Annotated in this window: 18 protein-coding genes; all 18 read left to right on the forward strand. The window is 38.7% G+C overall.

Features of this window, described 5'->3' with window-relative positions:
- The first annotated feature begins 74 nt into the window (after positions 1-74).
- The 18 genes from dnaJ to ACFX4E_RS01770 all read left to right on the forward strand — a co-directional run bounded on the left by dnaJ (position 75) and on the right by ACFX4E_RS01770 (position 15,452).
- Entirely contained in the window at positions 75-1,205 is a 1,131-nt protein-coding gene (dnaJ, locus tag ACFX4E_RS01685) for a molecular chaperone DnaJ (protein WP_013059241.1), read from the forward strand.
- 117 nt (positions 1,206-1,322) lie between these two features.
- On the forward strand, positions 1,323-2,264 hold the full coding sequence (prmA, locus tag ACFX4E_RS01690; protein WP_028410618.1) for a 50S ribosomal protein L11 methyltransferase: 942 nt from the start codon (positions 1,323-1,325) through the stop codon (positions 2,262-2,264).
- 19 nt (positions 2,265-2,283) lie between these two features.
- Positions 2,284-3,036 carry a 16S rRNA (uracil(1498)-N(3))-methyltransferase gene (locus ACFX4E_RS01695; RefSeq protein WP_043976188.1) on the forward strand — a complete coding sequence of 251 codons (753 nt, stop codon included), beginning with the start codon at positions 2,284-2,286 and terminating at the stop codon, positions 3,034-3,036.
- Positions 3,037-3,041: 5 nt separating this feature from the next.
- A complete protein-coding gene (gene mtaB / locus ACFX4E_RS01700; RefSeq protein ID WP_025750549.1) occupies positions 3,042-4,400 on the forward strand; it encodes a tRNA (N(6)-L-threonylcarbamoyladenosine(37)-C(2))-methylthiotransferase MtaB in 1,359 nt (452 codons plus the stop codon).
- Positions 4,401-4,626: 226 nt separating this feature from the next.
- Positions 4,627-4,800 carry a 30S ribosomal protein S21 gene (gene rpsU, locus ACFX4E_RS01705; RefSeq protein WP_013059237.1) on the forward strand — a complete coding sequence of 58 codons (174 nt, stop codon included), beginning with the start codon at positions 4,627-4,629 and terminating at the stop codon, positions 4,798-4,800.
- Between the two features lie 15 nt (positions 4,801-4,815).
- Positions 4,816-5,259, forward strand: coding sequence for a GatB/YqeY domain-containing protein (locus ACFX4E_RS01710; protein WP_013059236.1), 444 nt, complete (start codon positions 4,816-4,818; stop codon positions 5,257-5,259).
- Positions 5,260-5,437: 178 nt separating this feature from the next.
- Positions 5,438-6,769 (forward strand): NfeD family protein, encoded by a 1,332-nt coding sequence (locus ACFX4E_RS01715; protein ID WP_060746218.1) that lies wholly within the window; start codon positions 5,438-5,440, stop codon positions 6,767-6,769.
- Positions 6,769-7,752: a flotillin-like protein FloA gene (gene floA, locus ACFX4E_RS01720; protein WP_013059234.1), complete on the forward strand. Its 984-nt coding sequence runs from the start codon at positions 6,769-6,771 to the stop codon at positions 7,750-7,752. The genes ACFX4E_RS01715 and floA overlap by 1 nt, the downstream gene beginning before the upstream one ends.
- Before the next feature lie 31 nt (positions 7,753-7,783).
- On the forward strand, positions 7,784-8,245 hold the full coding sequence (locus ACFX4E_RS01725; RefSeq protein ID WP_028410622.1) for a hypothetical protein: 462 nt from the start codon (positions 7,784-7,786) through the stop codon (positions 8,243-8,245).
- Between the two features lie 59 nt (positions 8,246-8,304).
- Complete coding sequence (gene yqfC, locus ACFX4E_RS01730; RefSeq protein WP_013059232.1) at positions 8,305-8,589, forward strand: sporulation protein YqfC; 285 nt, start codon at positions 8,305-8,307, stop codon at positions 8,587-8,589.
- 16 nt (positions 8,590-8,605) lie between these two features.
- On the forward strand, positions 8,606-9,793 hold the full coding sequence (gene yqfD, locus ACFX4E_RS01735; protein ID WP_013059231.1) for a sporulation protein YqfD: 1,188 nt from the start codon (positions 8,606-8,608) through the stop codon (positions 9,791-9,793).
- Positions 9,794-9,796: 3 nt separating this feature from the next.
- A complete protein-coding gene (locus ACFX4E_RS01740) occupies positions 9,797-10,771 on the forward strand; it encodes a PhoH family protein (RefSeq protein ID WP_028410624.1) in 975 nt (324 codons plus the stop codon).
- Between the two features lie 63 nt (positions 10,772-10,834).
- A complete protein-coding gene (locus ACFX4E_RS01745) occupies positions 10,835-12,943 on the forward strand; it encodes an HD family phosphohydrolase (protein WP_028410625.1) in 2,109 nt (702 codons plus the stop codon).
- Positions 12,940-13,410: an rRNA maturation RNase YbeY gene (ybeY, locus tag ACFX4E_RS01750; protein ID WP_025750544.1), complete on the forward strand. Its 471-nt coding sequence runs from the start codon at positions 12,940-12,942 to the stop codon at positions 13,408-13,410. Before ACFX4E_RS01745 ends, ybeY begins: the two co-directional genes overlap by 4 nt.
- On the forward strand, positions 13,394-13,765 hold the full coding sequence (locus tag ACFX4E_RS01755; protein WP_025750543.1) for a diacylglycerol kinase family protein: 372 nt from the start codon (positions 13,394-13,396) through the stop codon (positions 13,763-13,765). Before ybeY ends, ACFX4E_RS01755 begins: the two co-directional genes overlap by 17 nt.
- A 91-nt stretch (positions 13,766-13,856) precedes the next feature.
- Positions 13,857-14,255: a cytidine deaminase gene (locus ACFX4E_RS01760; RefSeq protein WP_013059226.1), complete on the forward strand. Its 399-nt coding sequence runs from the start codon at positions 13,857-13,859 to the stop codon at positions 14,253-14,255.
- Positions 14,248-15,153, forward strand: coding sequence for a GTPase Era (gene era / locus ACFX4E_RS01765; RefSeq protein WP_013059225.1), 906 nt, complete (start codon positions 14,248-14,250; stop codon positions 15,151-15,153). The genes ACFX4E_RS01760 and era overlap by 8 nt, the downstream gene beginning before the upstream one ends.
- Before the next feature lie 155 nt (positions 15,154-15,308).
- A complete protein-coding gene (locus ACFX4E_RS01770) occupies positions 15,309-15,452 on the forward strand; it encodes a YqzL family protein (RefSeq protein WP_014458193.1) in 144 nt (47 codons plus the stop codon).
- The last annotated feature ends 20 nt before the right edge of the window (positions 15,453-15,472 follow it).

A 15,472-nucleotide genomic window follows, 5' to 3' on the forward strand; every position in this document is an offset into this window, starting at 1 on the left:
ACTTTTATGTTGCTATGGAATTATTAATAATGATACAATTACGTTTATGTGAAACGATTCGGGAGTGAGTATTGATGAGTAAGCGAGATTACTATGAAGTACTCGGTATCAGTAAGAGCGCTACAAAAGATGAAATAAAAAAAGCATACCGCAAGCTTTCTAAACAATATCATCCAGATATTAACAAAGCGGAAGATGCTGCTGACAAATTTAAAGAAGTAAAAGAAGCATATGAAGTATTGAGTGATGACCAAAAAAAAGCACAATACGATCAATTTGGTCATACTGATCCAAATCAAGGCTTTGGCGGCTTTGGTGGAGGCGGCTCAGACTTTGGTGGCTTCGGCTTTGAAGATATTTTCAGCTCGATCTTTGGTGGTGGTGGTCGCAGACGTGACCCTAATGCTCCGAGACAAGGTGCCGATTTACAATACACGATGACACTTTCTTTTGAAGAAGCTGTTTTCGGAAAAGAAACAACAATTGAAATTCCACGTGAAGAAACGTGTGAAACATGTCACGGTTCAGGTGCAAAACCTGGAACAAAAGTCGATACATGTTCGCACTGTAATGGTTCAGGTCAGTTAAACGTTGAACAAAACACGCCGTTTGGCCGCGTGGTAAATCGACGTGCGTGTCATCATTGTAATGGTACGGGAAAAATCATTAAAGACAAATGTGCAACGTGCCACGGTGACGGTAAAGTAACAAAACGACGTAAGATTAATGTTAAAATTCCAGCTGGTGTAGATGATGGTCAACAGCTGCGCGTAAGTGCTCAAGGAGAACCAGGGGTAAATGGTGGTCCTCCGGGAGATTTATACGTAGTGTTCCACGTGCGCACTCATGAATTCTTTGAACGTGATGGAGACGATATCTACTGCGAAATGCCTTTAACGTTTGCTCAGGCAGCGCTAGGTGATGAAGTAGAAGTACCAACTCTACACGGCAAGGTGAAGCTGAAGATTCCTGCTGGTACACAAACGGGAACGAAATTCCGTTTAAAAGGAAAAGGTGTGGCAAACGTACGAGGATATGGTCAAGGAGATCAGCATATTCACGTTCGAGTTGTAACTCCAACAAAAATATCAGAAAAACAAAAACAATTATTGCGTGAGTTCGCTGAACTGAGCGGTCAAGAAGCCGTTGATGAGCAGCATGATTCCTTTTTTGCAAAAGTAAAACGAGCAATTAAAGGAGAATAATTGTCTTTCATAGTAAACAGAGACAGGTTGGTAAAGGTACTTTGCCAACCTGTCATCTGTCATGTTCATATTTAAAATCCTATATTACTGAAGGCAGAAAGGATGAAGTTGGTAGCAATGAAATGGTCTGAAATTTGTATTCATACAGCGCAAGAAGCAATTGAACCCATCTCTCATATTTTACATGAATCAGGAGCTAGCGGGGTAGTCATTGAAGATCCTGCTGATTTAGTGAAGGACAGAGATACAACTTTTGGTGAAATCTACGATTTAAACGTAGAAGACTACCCAGAAGAAGGTGTAGTGATTAAAGCATATCTTCCAGTTAACAGCTTTTTAGCAGAAACTGTGGATGGTATCAAAAAAGAAATTAATGGACTGCTTGTTTACGACTTTGATTTAGGAGCTAACAAAGTTACGATCAGTGAAGTGAACGAGGAAGAGTGGGCCACTGCTTGGAAAAAATATTACCATCCGGTGAAAATTTCAGAGCGTTTTACGATTGTACCAACTTGGGAAAACTATGAAAAAGTAAGCACAGATGAATTGATTATCGAGCTTGATCCCGGAATGGCTTTTGGGACAGGTACGCATCCAACAACGGTTATGTCTCTTCAAGCATTGGAAAGAACAGTGAAAGCAGGAAATACTGTTATTGACGTGGGTACAGGTTCAGGAGTGCTAAGCATTGGCGCGGCTCTGTTAGGAGCAAGTAATGTACAAGCTCTAGACCTTGATGAAGTAGCCGTACGTTCTGCTCGCGAAAATATTGAATTGAATCAAGTTGGGAACGTCGTAACAGTAGGTCAAAACAACTTATTGCAAGGTATAGAAGGACCGGTTGACATTGTTGTGGCGAATATTCTAGCTGAAGTAATCGTTCGTTTTGTAGACGATGCTGCAAAAGTATTAAAGCCAGGAGGCATGTTCATTACATCAGGTATTATTAGTGCGAAAAAAGAAGATGTCAAAAAAGCGTTAACGGGAGCGGGCTTTGTTATTCAAGAAGTAACGCTTATGGAAGACTGGGTAGCAATTATTGCGCAAAAACAAGCTTAACAAGTGAGAAGGTGTCAAGATGCAACGTTATTTTCTGCCAAATGATCAATTTCAAGAGCAAAGTGTCATAGTGACACAAGATGATGCCCATCATATCTCACGCGTCATGAGAATGAATGAAGGATCACAGTTTATTGCCTGTAATGAACAGGGGCAAGCTGCTTTGTGTGAAATTGAAAATATTTCCGCTAACGAAGTGAAAGCATCTATTATAGAATGGATAAGCGAAGAAAAAGAGCTTCCAGTCCATGTTACAATTGTGAACGGTCTGCCTAAAGGGGATAAGCTCGAGCTTATTATCCAAAAAGGGACAGAACTTGGGGCGTATAAGTTTATCCCTTTTATTGCGGCTCGTTCAGTTGTTAAATGGGATGATAAAAAGAGTCAAAAAAAAGTAGATCGCTGGAACAAGATTGCTAAAGAGGCTGCAGAACAATCTCATCGTACGATTGTACCAGCAGTAGAAGCCCCAATTTCTTTTAAAAAACTAGTAGAAATTAGCGGTGACTATACTCATAAAGTTGTAGCCTATGAAGAAAGAGCAAAGCAAGGAGAAACATCTCATCTGCACGCTGTTCTTTCGGCTTTAAAACCCGGCCATTCCGTGCTTGTGGTTGTAGGCCCCGAGGGTGGTTTGACCGAGCAGGAAGTAGAAGTATTAGAAGAAAATGAATTTACAATAAGCGGATTTGGTCCGCGAATTTTACGAGCAGAAACAGCTCCTTTATATGCGCTGTCTGCTATATCTTATCAAACTGAGTTAATGAGGTGACGATTATGTCAACAGTTGCTTTTCACACGCTAGGGTGTAAAGTAAATCACTATGAAACAGAAGCAATTTGGCAATTGTTCAAAGGCCAAGGCTATGAGCGTGTTGAATATGAACAAACTGCCGATGTATATGTAATTAATACATGTACGGTAACAAATACAGGAGATAAAAAAAGCCGTCAAGTTATTCGCAGAGCTGTGCGGAAAAATCCAGATGCGGTTATTTGTGTAACTGGGTGTTATGCTCAAACTTCGCCAGCTGAAATTATGGCCATTCCTGGTGTTGATATCGTAGTAGGTACACAAGATCGCGTTAAGATGCTTGATTATATTGAACAATTTAAAAAAGAGCGTCAGCCGATTAACGGCGTAGGAAACATTATGAAAACACGCGTATATGAAGAGCTAGATGTACCGGCTTTTACAGACCGTACGCGTGCTTCGTTAAAGATTCAAGAAGGCTGTAACAACTTCTGTACATTCTGTATTATTCCATGGGCGCGCGGTTTAATGCGATCTCGTGATCCTAAAGAAGTAGTAGCACAAGCACAGCAGCTAGTGGATGCGGGCTATAAAGAAATCGTGTTAACAGGTATTCACACTGGCGGATACGGAGAAGACATGAAAGATTACAATCTTGCCCAGCTTCTTCGTGATTTAGAGTCTCAAGTAAAAGGATTAAAACGCATTCGTATTTCGTCAATTGAAGCAAGTCAAATTACGGACGAAGTGATTGAGGTACTAGATCAATCAGAAATGGTTGTACGTCATTTGCATATTCCTCTTCAATCAGGTTCAAATACGGTATTGAAGCGCATGCGTCGTAAGTATACAATGGAGTTCTTTGGTGAGCGCTTAAACCGTCTGAAAGAAGCTCTTCCTGGATTAGCGATTACATCAGATGTTATTGTTGGCTTCCCAGGTGAAACAGAAGAAGAGTTTATGGAGACGTATAACTTTATTAAAGAGCACGGTTTTTCAGAGCTTCATGTATTCCCGTATTCTAAACGTACAGGTACGCCAGCGGCTCGTATGACCGACCAAATTGATGAAGAAGTAAAAAATCAACGTGTGCATCGTTTAATCGAACTTTCAAATCAATTGGCAAAAGAATATGCTTCAACGTTTGAAGGAGAAGTACTAGAAGTAATTCCGGAAGAAAAATATAAAGAAGATCCTGAAAGTGGTTTATATGTAGGATATACTGATAACTACTTAAAGGTTGTGTTTAAAGCGTCTGAAGAAATGGTTGGAAAGCTTGTAAAAGTGAAAATTTCAAAAGCTGGATATCCTTATAATGAAGGTGAGTTTGTTCGCGTGCTAGATGAGGTTCATCTTCAAGATCAGGTGAAAATGAGCTCATAACACTTATTGGAAAGCTGCGTGTATATGCAGCTTTTTTCATACGTGTAAAAAAGCTGAACGAGTAATGTTTTATCAAGAAAGTTCATAAAATAAAGGGGGAATAACTGCATTACTTTATGTAAAGCGGTTGACCTTAAGGAATCATTATATTATAATTGCAAAAGACATGTCTAACATGTCATTTCATTATGATGTTAGTGGTTTTGTTCGGAGGGAGGGAATTAGAATGTCAAGAACAGTTGTTCGTAAAAACGAATCGCTTGAAGATGCTCTTCGTCGCTTCAAACGTTCAGTTTCAAAAACTGGTACGTTACAAGAAGCAAGAAAGCGCGAATTCTATGAAAAGCCTAGCGTAAAGCGTAAGAAGAAATCTGAAGCTGCTAGAAAACGCAAGTTCTAATAAGAGGGTGGATTTATGAGTCTTCTCGAGCGTTTAAATAGTGATATGAAACAAGCGATGAAAAACAAAGAGAAAGAGAAGCTTGGGGTCATTCGTATGGTCAAAGCATCTCTTCAAAACGAAGCCATTAAGTTAGGAACCGACCTAACTGAAGCAGACGAGTTGACGGTTATTTCTCGCGAATTCAAACAACGTAAAGACTCCCTCCATGAATTTGAGAAAGCAGGTCGTCAAGATCTTGTTGATAAAATTCATTCTGAATTAGCGGTTTTAGAAGTTTACGCTCCTAAACAGCTAACTGAAGAAGAGTTATCTGAAATTATTAAAACGACGATTGAAGAAACGCAGTCTTCCTCTAAAGCTGATATGGGGAAAGTTATGGGAGCGCTTATGCCGAAAGTAAAAGGCAAAGCGGATGGCTCTCTTGTTAATAAGCTTGTCCTTCAACACTTATCATAAAAAACACCTTACCTTGTGTAAGGTGTTTTTTATATGGATAACAATCGAACGTATGTTTTGTTTTTCTTGTGCAAAGAATAAAATAGATAAATTTTAAAAAATTTGAAACTATTGTTAAAGTTATTCGTATATACAGATACATGCTCATACTATCTATGGAAGGAGGGAAGTGTATTCGGTGAAAACCTTATTTTCTTTCGTGTGCTTTCTTATCTTAGCCACTGGGTTATTCCCCACTATTAGCACCGCTGACGTGAAGCGTGTACACGTTATTCCTGTAAATAAAACGGTAGAAAATGGACTGCTTTCTTTTCTAAACAGATCCATTGAAGATGCGGAAAATGACGGTGCAGATTTGATTATATTGGACATAGATACTCCTGGAGGAGCTGTAGATGCAGCTTCTGAAATAGCTAAAAGCTTAACCTCAACACCTATTCCTACCGCTGCTTTTGTCGATAAAAAAGCATTATCAGCCGGAGCGTATATTGCACTTAACGCCGATCAAATTTATATGACACCCGGTTCTACAATGGGATCGGCAGCTGTGATTGACCAACAGGGAAATGCCGCAGGAAAAAAAGCTCAGTCCTACTGGTTATCGGCTATGAAGAGTGCAGCAGAGCAAAATAACCGAAACCCTAAATATGCAGAAGCGATGGCAAATACCAAGATGGTAATACCTGAGCTCAACTTAAAAGGAAACGAATTGCTGACGCTCACTCCGAAGCAAGCCGAGCAAGTTGGTTATTCAGAAGGGACTGTGAAAAATTTAGACGATCTCCTAAGCGTACTTGGCTATGAAGATGCTAAACTGACGTATGCGAAAATGAGTGTAAGTGAACAAATTGCTCGTTTTCTTACCCATCCACTTGTTGTTCCCATTTTATTATCCATTGGTGCTTTAGGAATTGTAATTGAATTGTTTACGCCTTCATTTGGTATTGCGGGTTCTATTGGAATAGCTTCACTTCTTTTATTTTTCTATGGTCATATGGTAGCAGGATTAGCTGGCATGGAAGCGCTCGTTTTATTTATAGCAGGAATTATATTGCTTCTGTTAGAGATTGTAGTACCAGGCGGAGTTTTAGGACTACTAGGGCTTGGAGCTATCATTTTAAGTTTTTTTATGTCAACAGATAATAATGTCGAAATGGGAATTTCTCTTGTAATTGCAATAGTGGTGGCACTGGGAGGTGCGTTTGTGATGATGAAATTTTTTAAAAGAAAGCTTACACCTTTCAAAAAAATGGTGCTTAATGATTCACTTAATACCGAATCTGGCTACGTGTCGAATCAAAATCGTTATGAATTAATAGGAAAACAAGGTAAAACAACAACACCGCTTCGTCCTTCAGGTACCGTGCTCATCGATGAAGAGTATGTGGATGTAGTCACTGAAGGCGGATATTTAGACAAAGATGTGTTAGTAAATATTATAAAAGTAGAGGGATCAAGGGTTGTGGTGCGGAAGCTTACAGAGCCTTTGAAAAAGGAGGACCTTAATTAATGGAAGTAGGTAGCGTATTGTTTTTTGTAGTTATTGGTCTAGCAATTATTGCTTTAGCTGTTTTTTTCACTTTTGTACCGATTATGCTATGGATTTCAGCATTAGCAGCAGGCGTTCGTATTAGTATTTTCACACTGGTCGGAATGAGACTTCGTCGAGTGATACCATCTCGCGTTGTGAACCCGTTAATTAAAGCAAGTAAAGCAGGTTTAGGTATTACCATTAATCAATTAGAGAGCCACTATTTAGCAGGCGGTAACGTTGACCGCGTGGTAAACGCGCTGATTGCAGCGCACCGAGCAAATATTGAGTTAACATTTGAGCGCGGAGCAGCTATCGACTTAGCGGGCCGTGATGTGCTAGAAGCTGTACAAATGAGCGTTAATCCAAAAGTTATTGAAACACCTTTTATTGCAGGGGTGGCTATGGATGGAATCGAAGTCAAAGCAAAAGCTCGAATTACTGTTCGTGCAAACATTGATCGACTAGTAGGGGGAGCAGGAGAAGAAACGATTATTGCCCGTGTTGGCGAGGGGATTGTTTCTACAATCGGTTCGCAAAAAGATCACAAAAAAGTATTGGAAAATCCCGATATGATTTCTCAAACGGTGTTAGGAAAAGGGTTGGATTCAGGAACAGCGTTTGAAATCTTATCCATTGATATTGCTGACATCGATATTGGTAAAAATATTGGGGCAGTTCTTCAAACAGACCAAGCGGAAGCAGATAAAAATATTGCACAAGCAAAAGCCGAAGAACGTCGTGCTATGGCCGTTGCTCAAGAACAAGAAATGCGTGCAAAAGTAGAAGAAATGCGTGCAAAAGTAGTAGAAGCAGAAGCAGAAGTACCGTTAGCGATGGCAGAAGCACTGCGCTCTGGAAATATTGGCGTCATGGATTATATGAACATTCAAAACTTGACTGCTGATACGGATATGCGTGATTCAATTGGAAAAATGTCTAAAGAAGACGATGAGAAATAATGAATCAGCTTAACAAGGAGGTTTTCTCCTAATGAATATCGTTGAAACGCTTATTAAACTAATTATTAATAATGCTTTCATTTTTGTCATCATTGGAGGGATTATTTTTAACGTTGTGCAGCGTTTTATGGCTCAGTCAAAAGAGGAAGAACAGCAGCGTTCTAAAAGAGCTCCTATGCCTCCTGTAAACAATCCTTCAAGGCGGGAAAGACCTAGATATCGACCTGTCAAAGAAGAGCCAAAAACAGCTCGTATGGAGCCGGAAACTGTTCCATCAGCAGAAACAAATCCTTTGCAAGAAAAATTGGAAGAGCTAAAAAATCGTCCGTATCATGAACCGTCTATTCAAAAGAAAATCACGGTTGACAAACCAAAAATCACAGGTGAGAAAAACGTTTTCAAGCCCATTTCTCGTAAAGAAGCTGTTCAAGGAGTGGTATGGTCCGAAATTCTAGGGCCGCCAAAATCGAAACAACGTAAATATAAACGATAAATAGATGTGATACATTAACCCCCTTTCTCATAAACATGAGATGAAAGGGGGTTCTTTTTATGAGCAAAAAGTGGAGACACCAAATGAAAAGATGGATGACAAAAACAATGGAACTACCCGCTGATGTATTAATGGATCTTCCCCGTATTACGTTAGTTGGACAAATACACATTTATATTGAAAACCATAAAGGTTTATTAGCCTTTTCTGATACTGAAATACGCGTGTTACTAAAACAGGGACAAATGTTAATTCGAGGTGAAGGACTGGTCATTAAAGTAATACTGCCAGAAGAACTGGTTTTAGAAGGTAAAATCAATCAAGTTCTTTATTTAGAACAATAACACAAGGAGGAAAAAAATGAAGAATGGATGGACAAACTTTGTTATTGGTACCGTACGTATTCGAATTGTTGGAAAAGGAATTGAACGTTTCTTAAATAATTGTGTGAGACAACAGATTATGATTTCGAATGTCCATAAAGTTGACGGTCAGCTAGCGACAGCAACAATATTATTGAAAGATGTAAAGAAAATTCGTATACTAATTCGCAACGCAGATTGTAAAATTTACTTTATAAGAGGCAGGGGTTTTCCTTTTTTAACAAAACGAGTGATCAAAAATAGTGGATTTGCTTTAGGTTTTCTTTCTTTTTTTATTATTCTTGGTTTGCTTTCCAACATGGTGTGGAAAGTGGAAATTAGCGGTGCAGAACCACAAACAGAACATCAAATGACTAAGCAACTCGCCAAAATAGGTGTAAAAAGAGGAGAGTTTCAATTTCTGTTAGAGAGTCCTGAAAAAATCCAGCGCTATTTAACGGATAATATGAACAATATTACCTGGGTGGGAGTAGAAGTGCGCGGCACTTCTTATCACTTCCAAGTGGTTGAAAAAAATGAGCCCAAGCCTCAGCAAAAAACACCTTACCAACATTTAATTGCTAAAAAGAAAGCCATTATTACGAATTTGTTTGTCGAAAAAGGACAACCTTTAGTCAAGGTTAATGATTTTGTCAATGAAGGCGAGGTCTTAGTTTCCGGTATTATTGGAAACGAAAAAAATAAAAAAGTAGTAGCTGCTAAAGGGAAAGTCTACGGTGAAACATGGTATAAGTCTGAGGTGGAAGTGCCTTTAAAAACTGATTTTCAGGTATTAACGGGTAATGGATATACGAAGCACTATTTAGATTTTCAAGCTTTTAAAATGCCTCTTTGGGCTTTTAACAAAGAAAAATACGGTTCAAAGGTGACAGAAAAAGTGGAGCATCCACTCTATTTTTTAAAATGGAAGTTACCTCTGTCGTATGAGAAAGTTGCTGTACGAGAAGAACAGAACTCGCAGCGCGTCTATTCTAAACAAGAGGCGGTGGAAAAAGCTTTGGAAATCGGTCGAAAAAAATTACTATCAACTTTAGGTGAGGATGCTAAAATAAAAGGTGAAAAAGTTTTGCACCAAGAACAGGACAATGGTAAAGTTAGATTATCAATACATTACCAAGTTATAGAAAATATTGCGAACACTCAACCAATTATTCAAGGAGATTGATGAATGTCAGAACAGCTAGTAACAATTAACGTACAACTTGATGATTCAAACGAAGCCATTTCATTATTTGGCGTACAAGATGCGAATTTAAAGCGAATTGAAGAAGAAATGCAGGTCTCTATCATTTCAAGAGGTGAGACTGTTGTAGTCTCCGGAAGTACAGAAAATGTTCAGCTAGTGGAAGAAATGCTTAAAAAGTTACTGAACATTATCCGAAAAAATATTTCCATATCTGAACGAGATGTTGTGTATGCGATTCAATTAGCTAAGAAAAATTCTCTCGAGTTTTTTGAAGATGTATATGAAGAAGAGATTGGTAAAAATGTAAAAGGTAAGACTATTCGTGTTAAGACATTAGGACAAAGTCAATACATTTCGGCTATTAAGAAAAATGATTTGGTATTTGGAATTGGGCCTGCTGGTACTGGTAAAACGTATTTAGCCGTTGTCATGGCCGTTAATGCTCTTAAAAATGGTCACGTGCAGCGTATTATTTTAACACGTCCTGCTGTTGAAGCAGGTGAAAGTCTTGGCTTCTTGCCAGGAGATCTGAAAGAAAAAGTAGATCCGTACTTGCGGCCTCTGTACGATGCATTACATGATGTATTAGGAACAGAACATACGCAACGCCTAATCGAACGCGGAGTTATTGAAATAGCACCCCTTGCTTATATGCGAGGTCGTACACTAGATGATGCGTTTGTTATCTTAGACGAAGCGCAAAACACCACGATGGCGCAAATGAAGATGTTTTTAACACGACTAGGATTTGGGTCTAAAATGGTGATTACAGGAGATATTTCACAAATTGATTTACCAAAAGGAGCTCAGTCTGGTCTAGCGGCTGTCTCGAAAATCCTGACCAATGTTAAAGGTATTTCGTTTATTCATCTAGAACAGTCAGATGTTGTGCGCCATCCACTTGTGGGACGCATCGTTCAAGCGTACGAACAAGCTGACCAAAAGACCCTTTCTTAATAGGGTCTATTTTTTGTAAAAGGGGGTACGTTTGTGTCAACGTTTCGGATAATCAAGCAAACAATGGCACAGATCGAGCGATTACGGTTAATTCAAATTGGGTTATATGCCTTGTTAGGTGTAATGATGTTTGCGTCTATGTATAGCAATGTAAAGCCGCAGGAATTAGATCTCAGATTACTATCTATTTCCCCGCAAACCATTTACTCACCCGTTACCATTGAAGATAAAGAGAGCACAGAGAAAAAACGGGCAGAGGCAGAACAAGCCGTTGAAGATGTGTATACACAAAAAACAGAATACGCACAGAACCAAGTCGATCTTGTTGCATCTATTTTTGATGCGATGATGGAAGTTAATACAGAATATGAAAAAGAAGATCATGAAGATGACAGTATCGATGCTGTATTAAAAACCAAACAAAAAATGCTAGAGGACAAGCTTCCTGAAGACATTCAAAAAAACTTGCCAAAAGATACCATTAAGCAGCTGCTTCAGTCTTCTAACAGTGATTTATCGATTGCGAAAGATGCTGTAGTCACGGCCGTTCATCATGTGATGAAAGATCAAGTGAAGATTAGCGATGTAGAAGAGAAAAAAGATCAAGTAGAAAGTCAGCTTGTTTACACCAATGTCAGCAATTCTCTAAAGGATTCGATGAATGCAATTGCTAAATTCGCTATCATTCCAAATGTGATTTATGATCCACAAAAAACAGCTGAAAACCGTCAAGCAGCTGTGGAAAAAGTGGAGCCTGTCCGAATCAAACAAGGCCAGATTATTGTAGAAGAAAATCAGCTTATTAATCCTGATATATATCGTCAGCTCCAGCTCGCGGGATTGTTGAATAATAAAGGATCTATTCAGCCTTTTGCGGGGTTAGCTTTGCTGATTGTAATGATGATAGCGGGCCTCATTTACTATTTGCGTGAATTTCACACCAAGACATATCAGCCCTTGCTGTTGTATGTATTGGTAGCAACCATTACGATTGGCCTCATGAAAATTTTAAGCTTGTTTCAGCAAATTGATTTATCAGAAATTGGTTTCTTAGCTCCTGTTGCGGTGGGAGGTTTGCTGATTCGAATTTTAATGGATGAACGCATTGCTATTTTATCAAGCATTGTATTTGCTATTTGTGGAAGCATTATTTTTAATGGTGAATTGACAACCTCGTTTAATATGAACATTGGGATCTACTTTTTAATTAGCAATATTGCTGCTATTTTATTTTTAAGCAGGCAGCACAGACGTTCACGGATTTTGCAGGCAGGTCTATTTGTAGCTATGGTAAACGTAATTATCAGCTTTGCTATTATTTTTATTAAAAATGGCCAAATCGGCACTGTAGAGCTTGGCTATTACAGCATGATGTCAATTGCATCTGGTGTTATTGCTTCCGTTTTAACTATAGGTTTGCTTCCGTTTTTTGAAAGTGGATTTGGCATTTTATCTACGATGAAGCTGATTGAATTATCGAGTCCTACTCATCCGCTATTACGCAAAATCTTAACCGAAACACCTGGAACATATCATCACAGCGTAATGGTGGCAAACTTATCTGAAGCGGCGTGCGAAACAATAGGAGCTAACGGTTTATTAGCGAGAGTCGGGGCTTATTACCACGATATTGGTAAAACGAAGCGACCGCAGTATTTTATTGAAAATCAAATGAATATTACTAATCCGCATGATAAACTAAGTCCGAAGACTAGTAAAAATATTATAATCGCACATGCTACAGATGGAGCTACCATTTTGCGGAATCACAAGTTTCCAAAAGAGATTGTAGATATTGCAGAGCAGCATCACGGAACAACTCTTCTTAAGTTTTTCTATCATAAGGCACTTGAACAAACAGAAGAAAAAATTGATGAAAAAGAATATCGCTATCCTGGACCAAAGCCTCAGTCTAAAGAAGCAGCGGTTATTTGCATAGCTGATAGTGTAGAAGCAGCCGTAAGGTCAATGTCCAATCCCACTCCGGAAAAAATTGAGAACTTGGTGCGAAATATTATTAAAGATCGCTTGCAGGATGAGCAGCTTAGCGAGTGTAACGTAACGCTCAAAGAGCTAGAGTTAATTCGTCAAGCACTATGTGAAACTTTAAATGGGATTTTTCATTCCCGAATCGAATATCCAGAGATAAAAAAAGAGAAGGTGAAGGTATGAGTTTAGTTATTGATTTTATTGATGAAACAAACGAAGTAAGTGAAGAACAGCAAAAAGAGCTTGAAAAGCTGCTTGAAGCCGCTGCTATATATGAAAATCTGCAAGAGGATGCAGAAGTGTCCGTTACATTTGTGGATAATGATCGAATTCAAGAAATCAATCATCAATATCGCCATAAAAATCAGCCAACGGATGTAATATCGTTTGCGCTAGAAGAAATGGGCGAAGATGAAATGCAAATTATCGGAGATGAGATGCCAAGAGTCCTAGGGGACATTGTCATTTCGATTCCAAAAGCTCATGAGCAAGCAGAAGAATACAATCACTCGTTTATGAGGGAGCTAGGATTCTTAACGGTTCACGGTTTCTTGCACTTGCTTGGATATGACCATGAAACATCAGAAGATGAAAAAGAGATGTTTACACGTCAAAAAGATATTTTAGAACAATATGGACTCTCGCGATAAAAAGGGGATAGCTAAAGTTGTCAGTAGCTTTGGCTATGCAATAGAAGGGTTTATTTATGTTTGTAAAACACAGAGAAATATGCAAATTCACGTAGCAGCTTCTTTCATCGTCCTTTTCTTAGGCGCCGTGCTGTCAATTACAGCTGGTGAATGGACGGTTGTGCTGCTTCTGATTGCAGGCATGTTCAGCTTGGAGTTAATGAATACAGCAGTTGAAAAAGTTGTCGATTTAGTTTCTCCTGAATATCACATACTAGCAAAACACGCAAAAGATGCAGCCGCAGCCGCGGTGTTGGTCTATGCGTGTTTTGCTGTCCTTATAGGAGGAATTATTTTCTTAAAGTATTTGTTTTAAAAAGGATTCTTTTTGGTTCTTTACACCCCCGTGGTATAATAAAAAAGGACAAGTTAAAAGACATGTAGAAGCGCAAAAGGAGAGCGGATAAATGGATAAGACCGGACTGATTGATGAGGCGAAAAAAGCTCGTGAAATGGCTTATGTACCGTATTCAAAATTTAAAGTTGGTGCAGCTTTATTGACGAAGGATGGAAAGGTTTATCGCGGCTGCAATATTGAAAATGCAGCTTATAGCATGTGCAATTGCGCTGAGCGTACGGCTTTATTTAAAGCCTATTCAGAAGGAGATAAAGAGTATGCAGCACTTGCTGTAGTAGCTGATACTGATCGTCCTGTTTCTCCGTGTGGAGCATGCAGACAAGTAATCTCTGAGCTTTGTCCAAAAGAAATGAAAGTTATATTAACCAATTTAAAAAATGACATACAAGAATTAACTGTGGAAGAATTACTTCCAGGAGCATTTTCATCGGAGGATTTACATGAGTAATAATGAATTTAAGTCAGGTTTTGTTTCAATTATTGGAAGACCAAACGTAGGGAAATCAACTTTTTTGAACCGAGTAATTGGTCAAAAGATCGCGATTATGAGTGACAAACCGCAAACAACTAGAAATAAAATTCAGGGTGTGTACACGGAAGATCAGGCGCAGATTGTGTTTATTGATACACCAGGAATTCATAAACCAAAGCATAAATTAGGCGACTTTATGATGAAGGTAGCGCAAAATACGCTTAAAGAAGTAGATTTAATTTTATTTATGATTAACGCAACAGAAGGCTTAGGTCGAGGCGATGAATTTATTATCGAGCGTTTAAAGGACACAAAAACGCCTGTTTTCCTTGTGATTAATAAAATTGATGAAATTCATCCAGACGAATTGTTTTCAATTATCACGAATTATAAAGACTTATATCCTTTTGCTGAAATTGTGCCAATTTCAGCTTTACAAGGAAATAACGTGGAGCGTTTGCTTGATCAAATTAAGCAGCGATTGCCGGAAGGTCCGCAATATTATCCGGCAGATCAAGTAACTGATCACCCGGAGCGCTTTATTATTACGGAATTAATTCGTGAAAAAGTACTGCATGCAACGAGGGAAGAAATACCTCATTCTATTGCCGTTGTGATGGATTCTATGCAAAGACGAGATAATGGTGCGGTTTACGTAGGCGCTACAATTATCGTCGAAAGAGATTCACAAAAAGGCATCGTAATTGGAAAGCAAGGAAAGATGTTAAAAGAGGTAGGAAGAAAAGCAAGAGCAGACATTGAAGCCCTTTTAGGTTCAAAAGTATTTTTAGAACTATGGGTAAAAGTGCAAAAAGATTGGCGAAACCGAGCGTCGCATCTCCGTGACTTTGGATTTAGAGAAGACGAATATTAATCATTTGAGTTCTTGTTTGCGTCGATTTATATCCCTTCATAAAAGAAGGTAATTTGTAAAAAATTGTGTTACATGATTTTACGTCGGAAGGCTATTCTAAACATAAGGAATTGAAATATGTATCTGATCTTTATGGTTAGAAAGGTGGGAGTTCTATGTTGAATTTTACTTGGAACATTTTTTCACAAACAGGTAGCATTGATACTTATCTCATTTTTAAGGAACTTGAAAATGAAGTGAAAGAAAGACCCGAAACATATGAGGACAACAGCGAAAGTCTCAATTCTCCCTTGTCTTAGCCTTCTGTAAGATGGCGGTG

The organism is Priestia sp. YIM B13491 (assembly GCF_042787605.1).
GTDB lineage: Bacteria > Bacillota > Bacilli > Bacillales > Bacillaceae_H > Priestia > Priestia megaterium_E.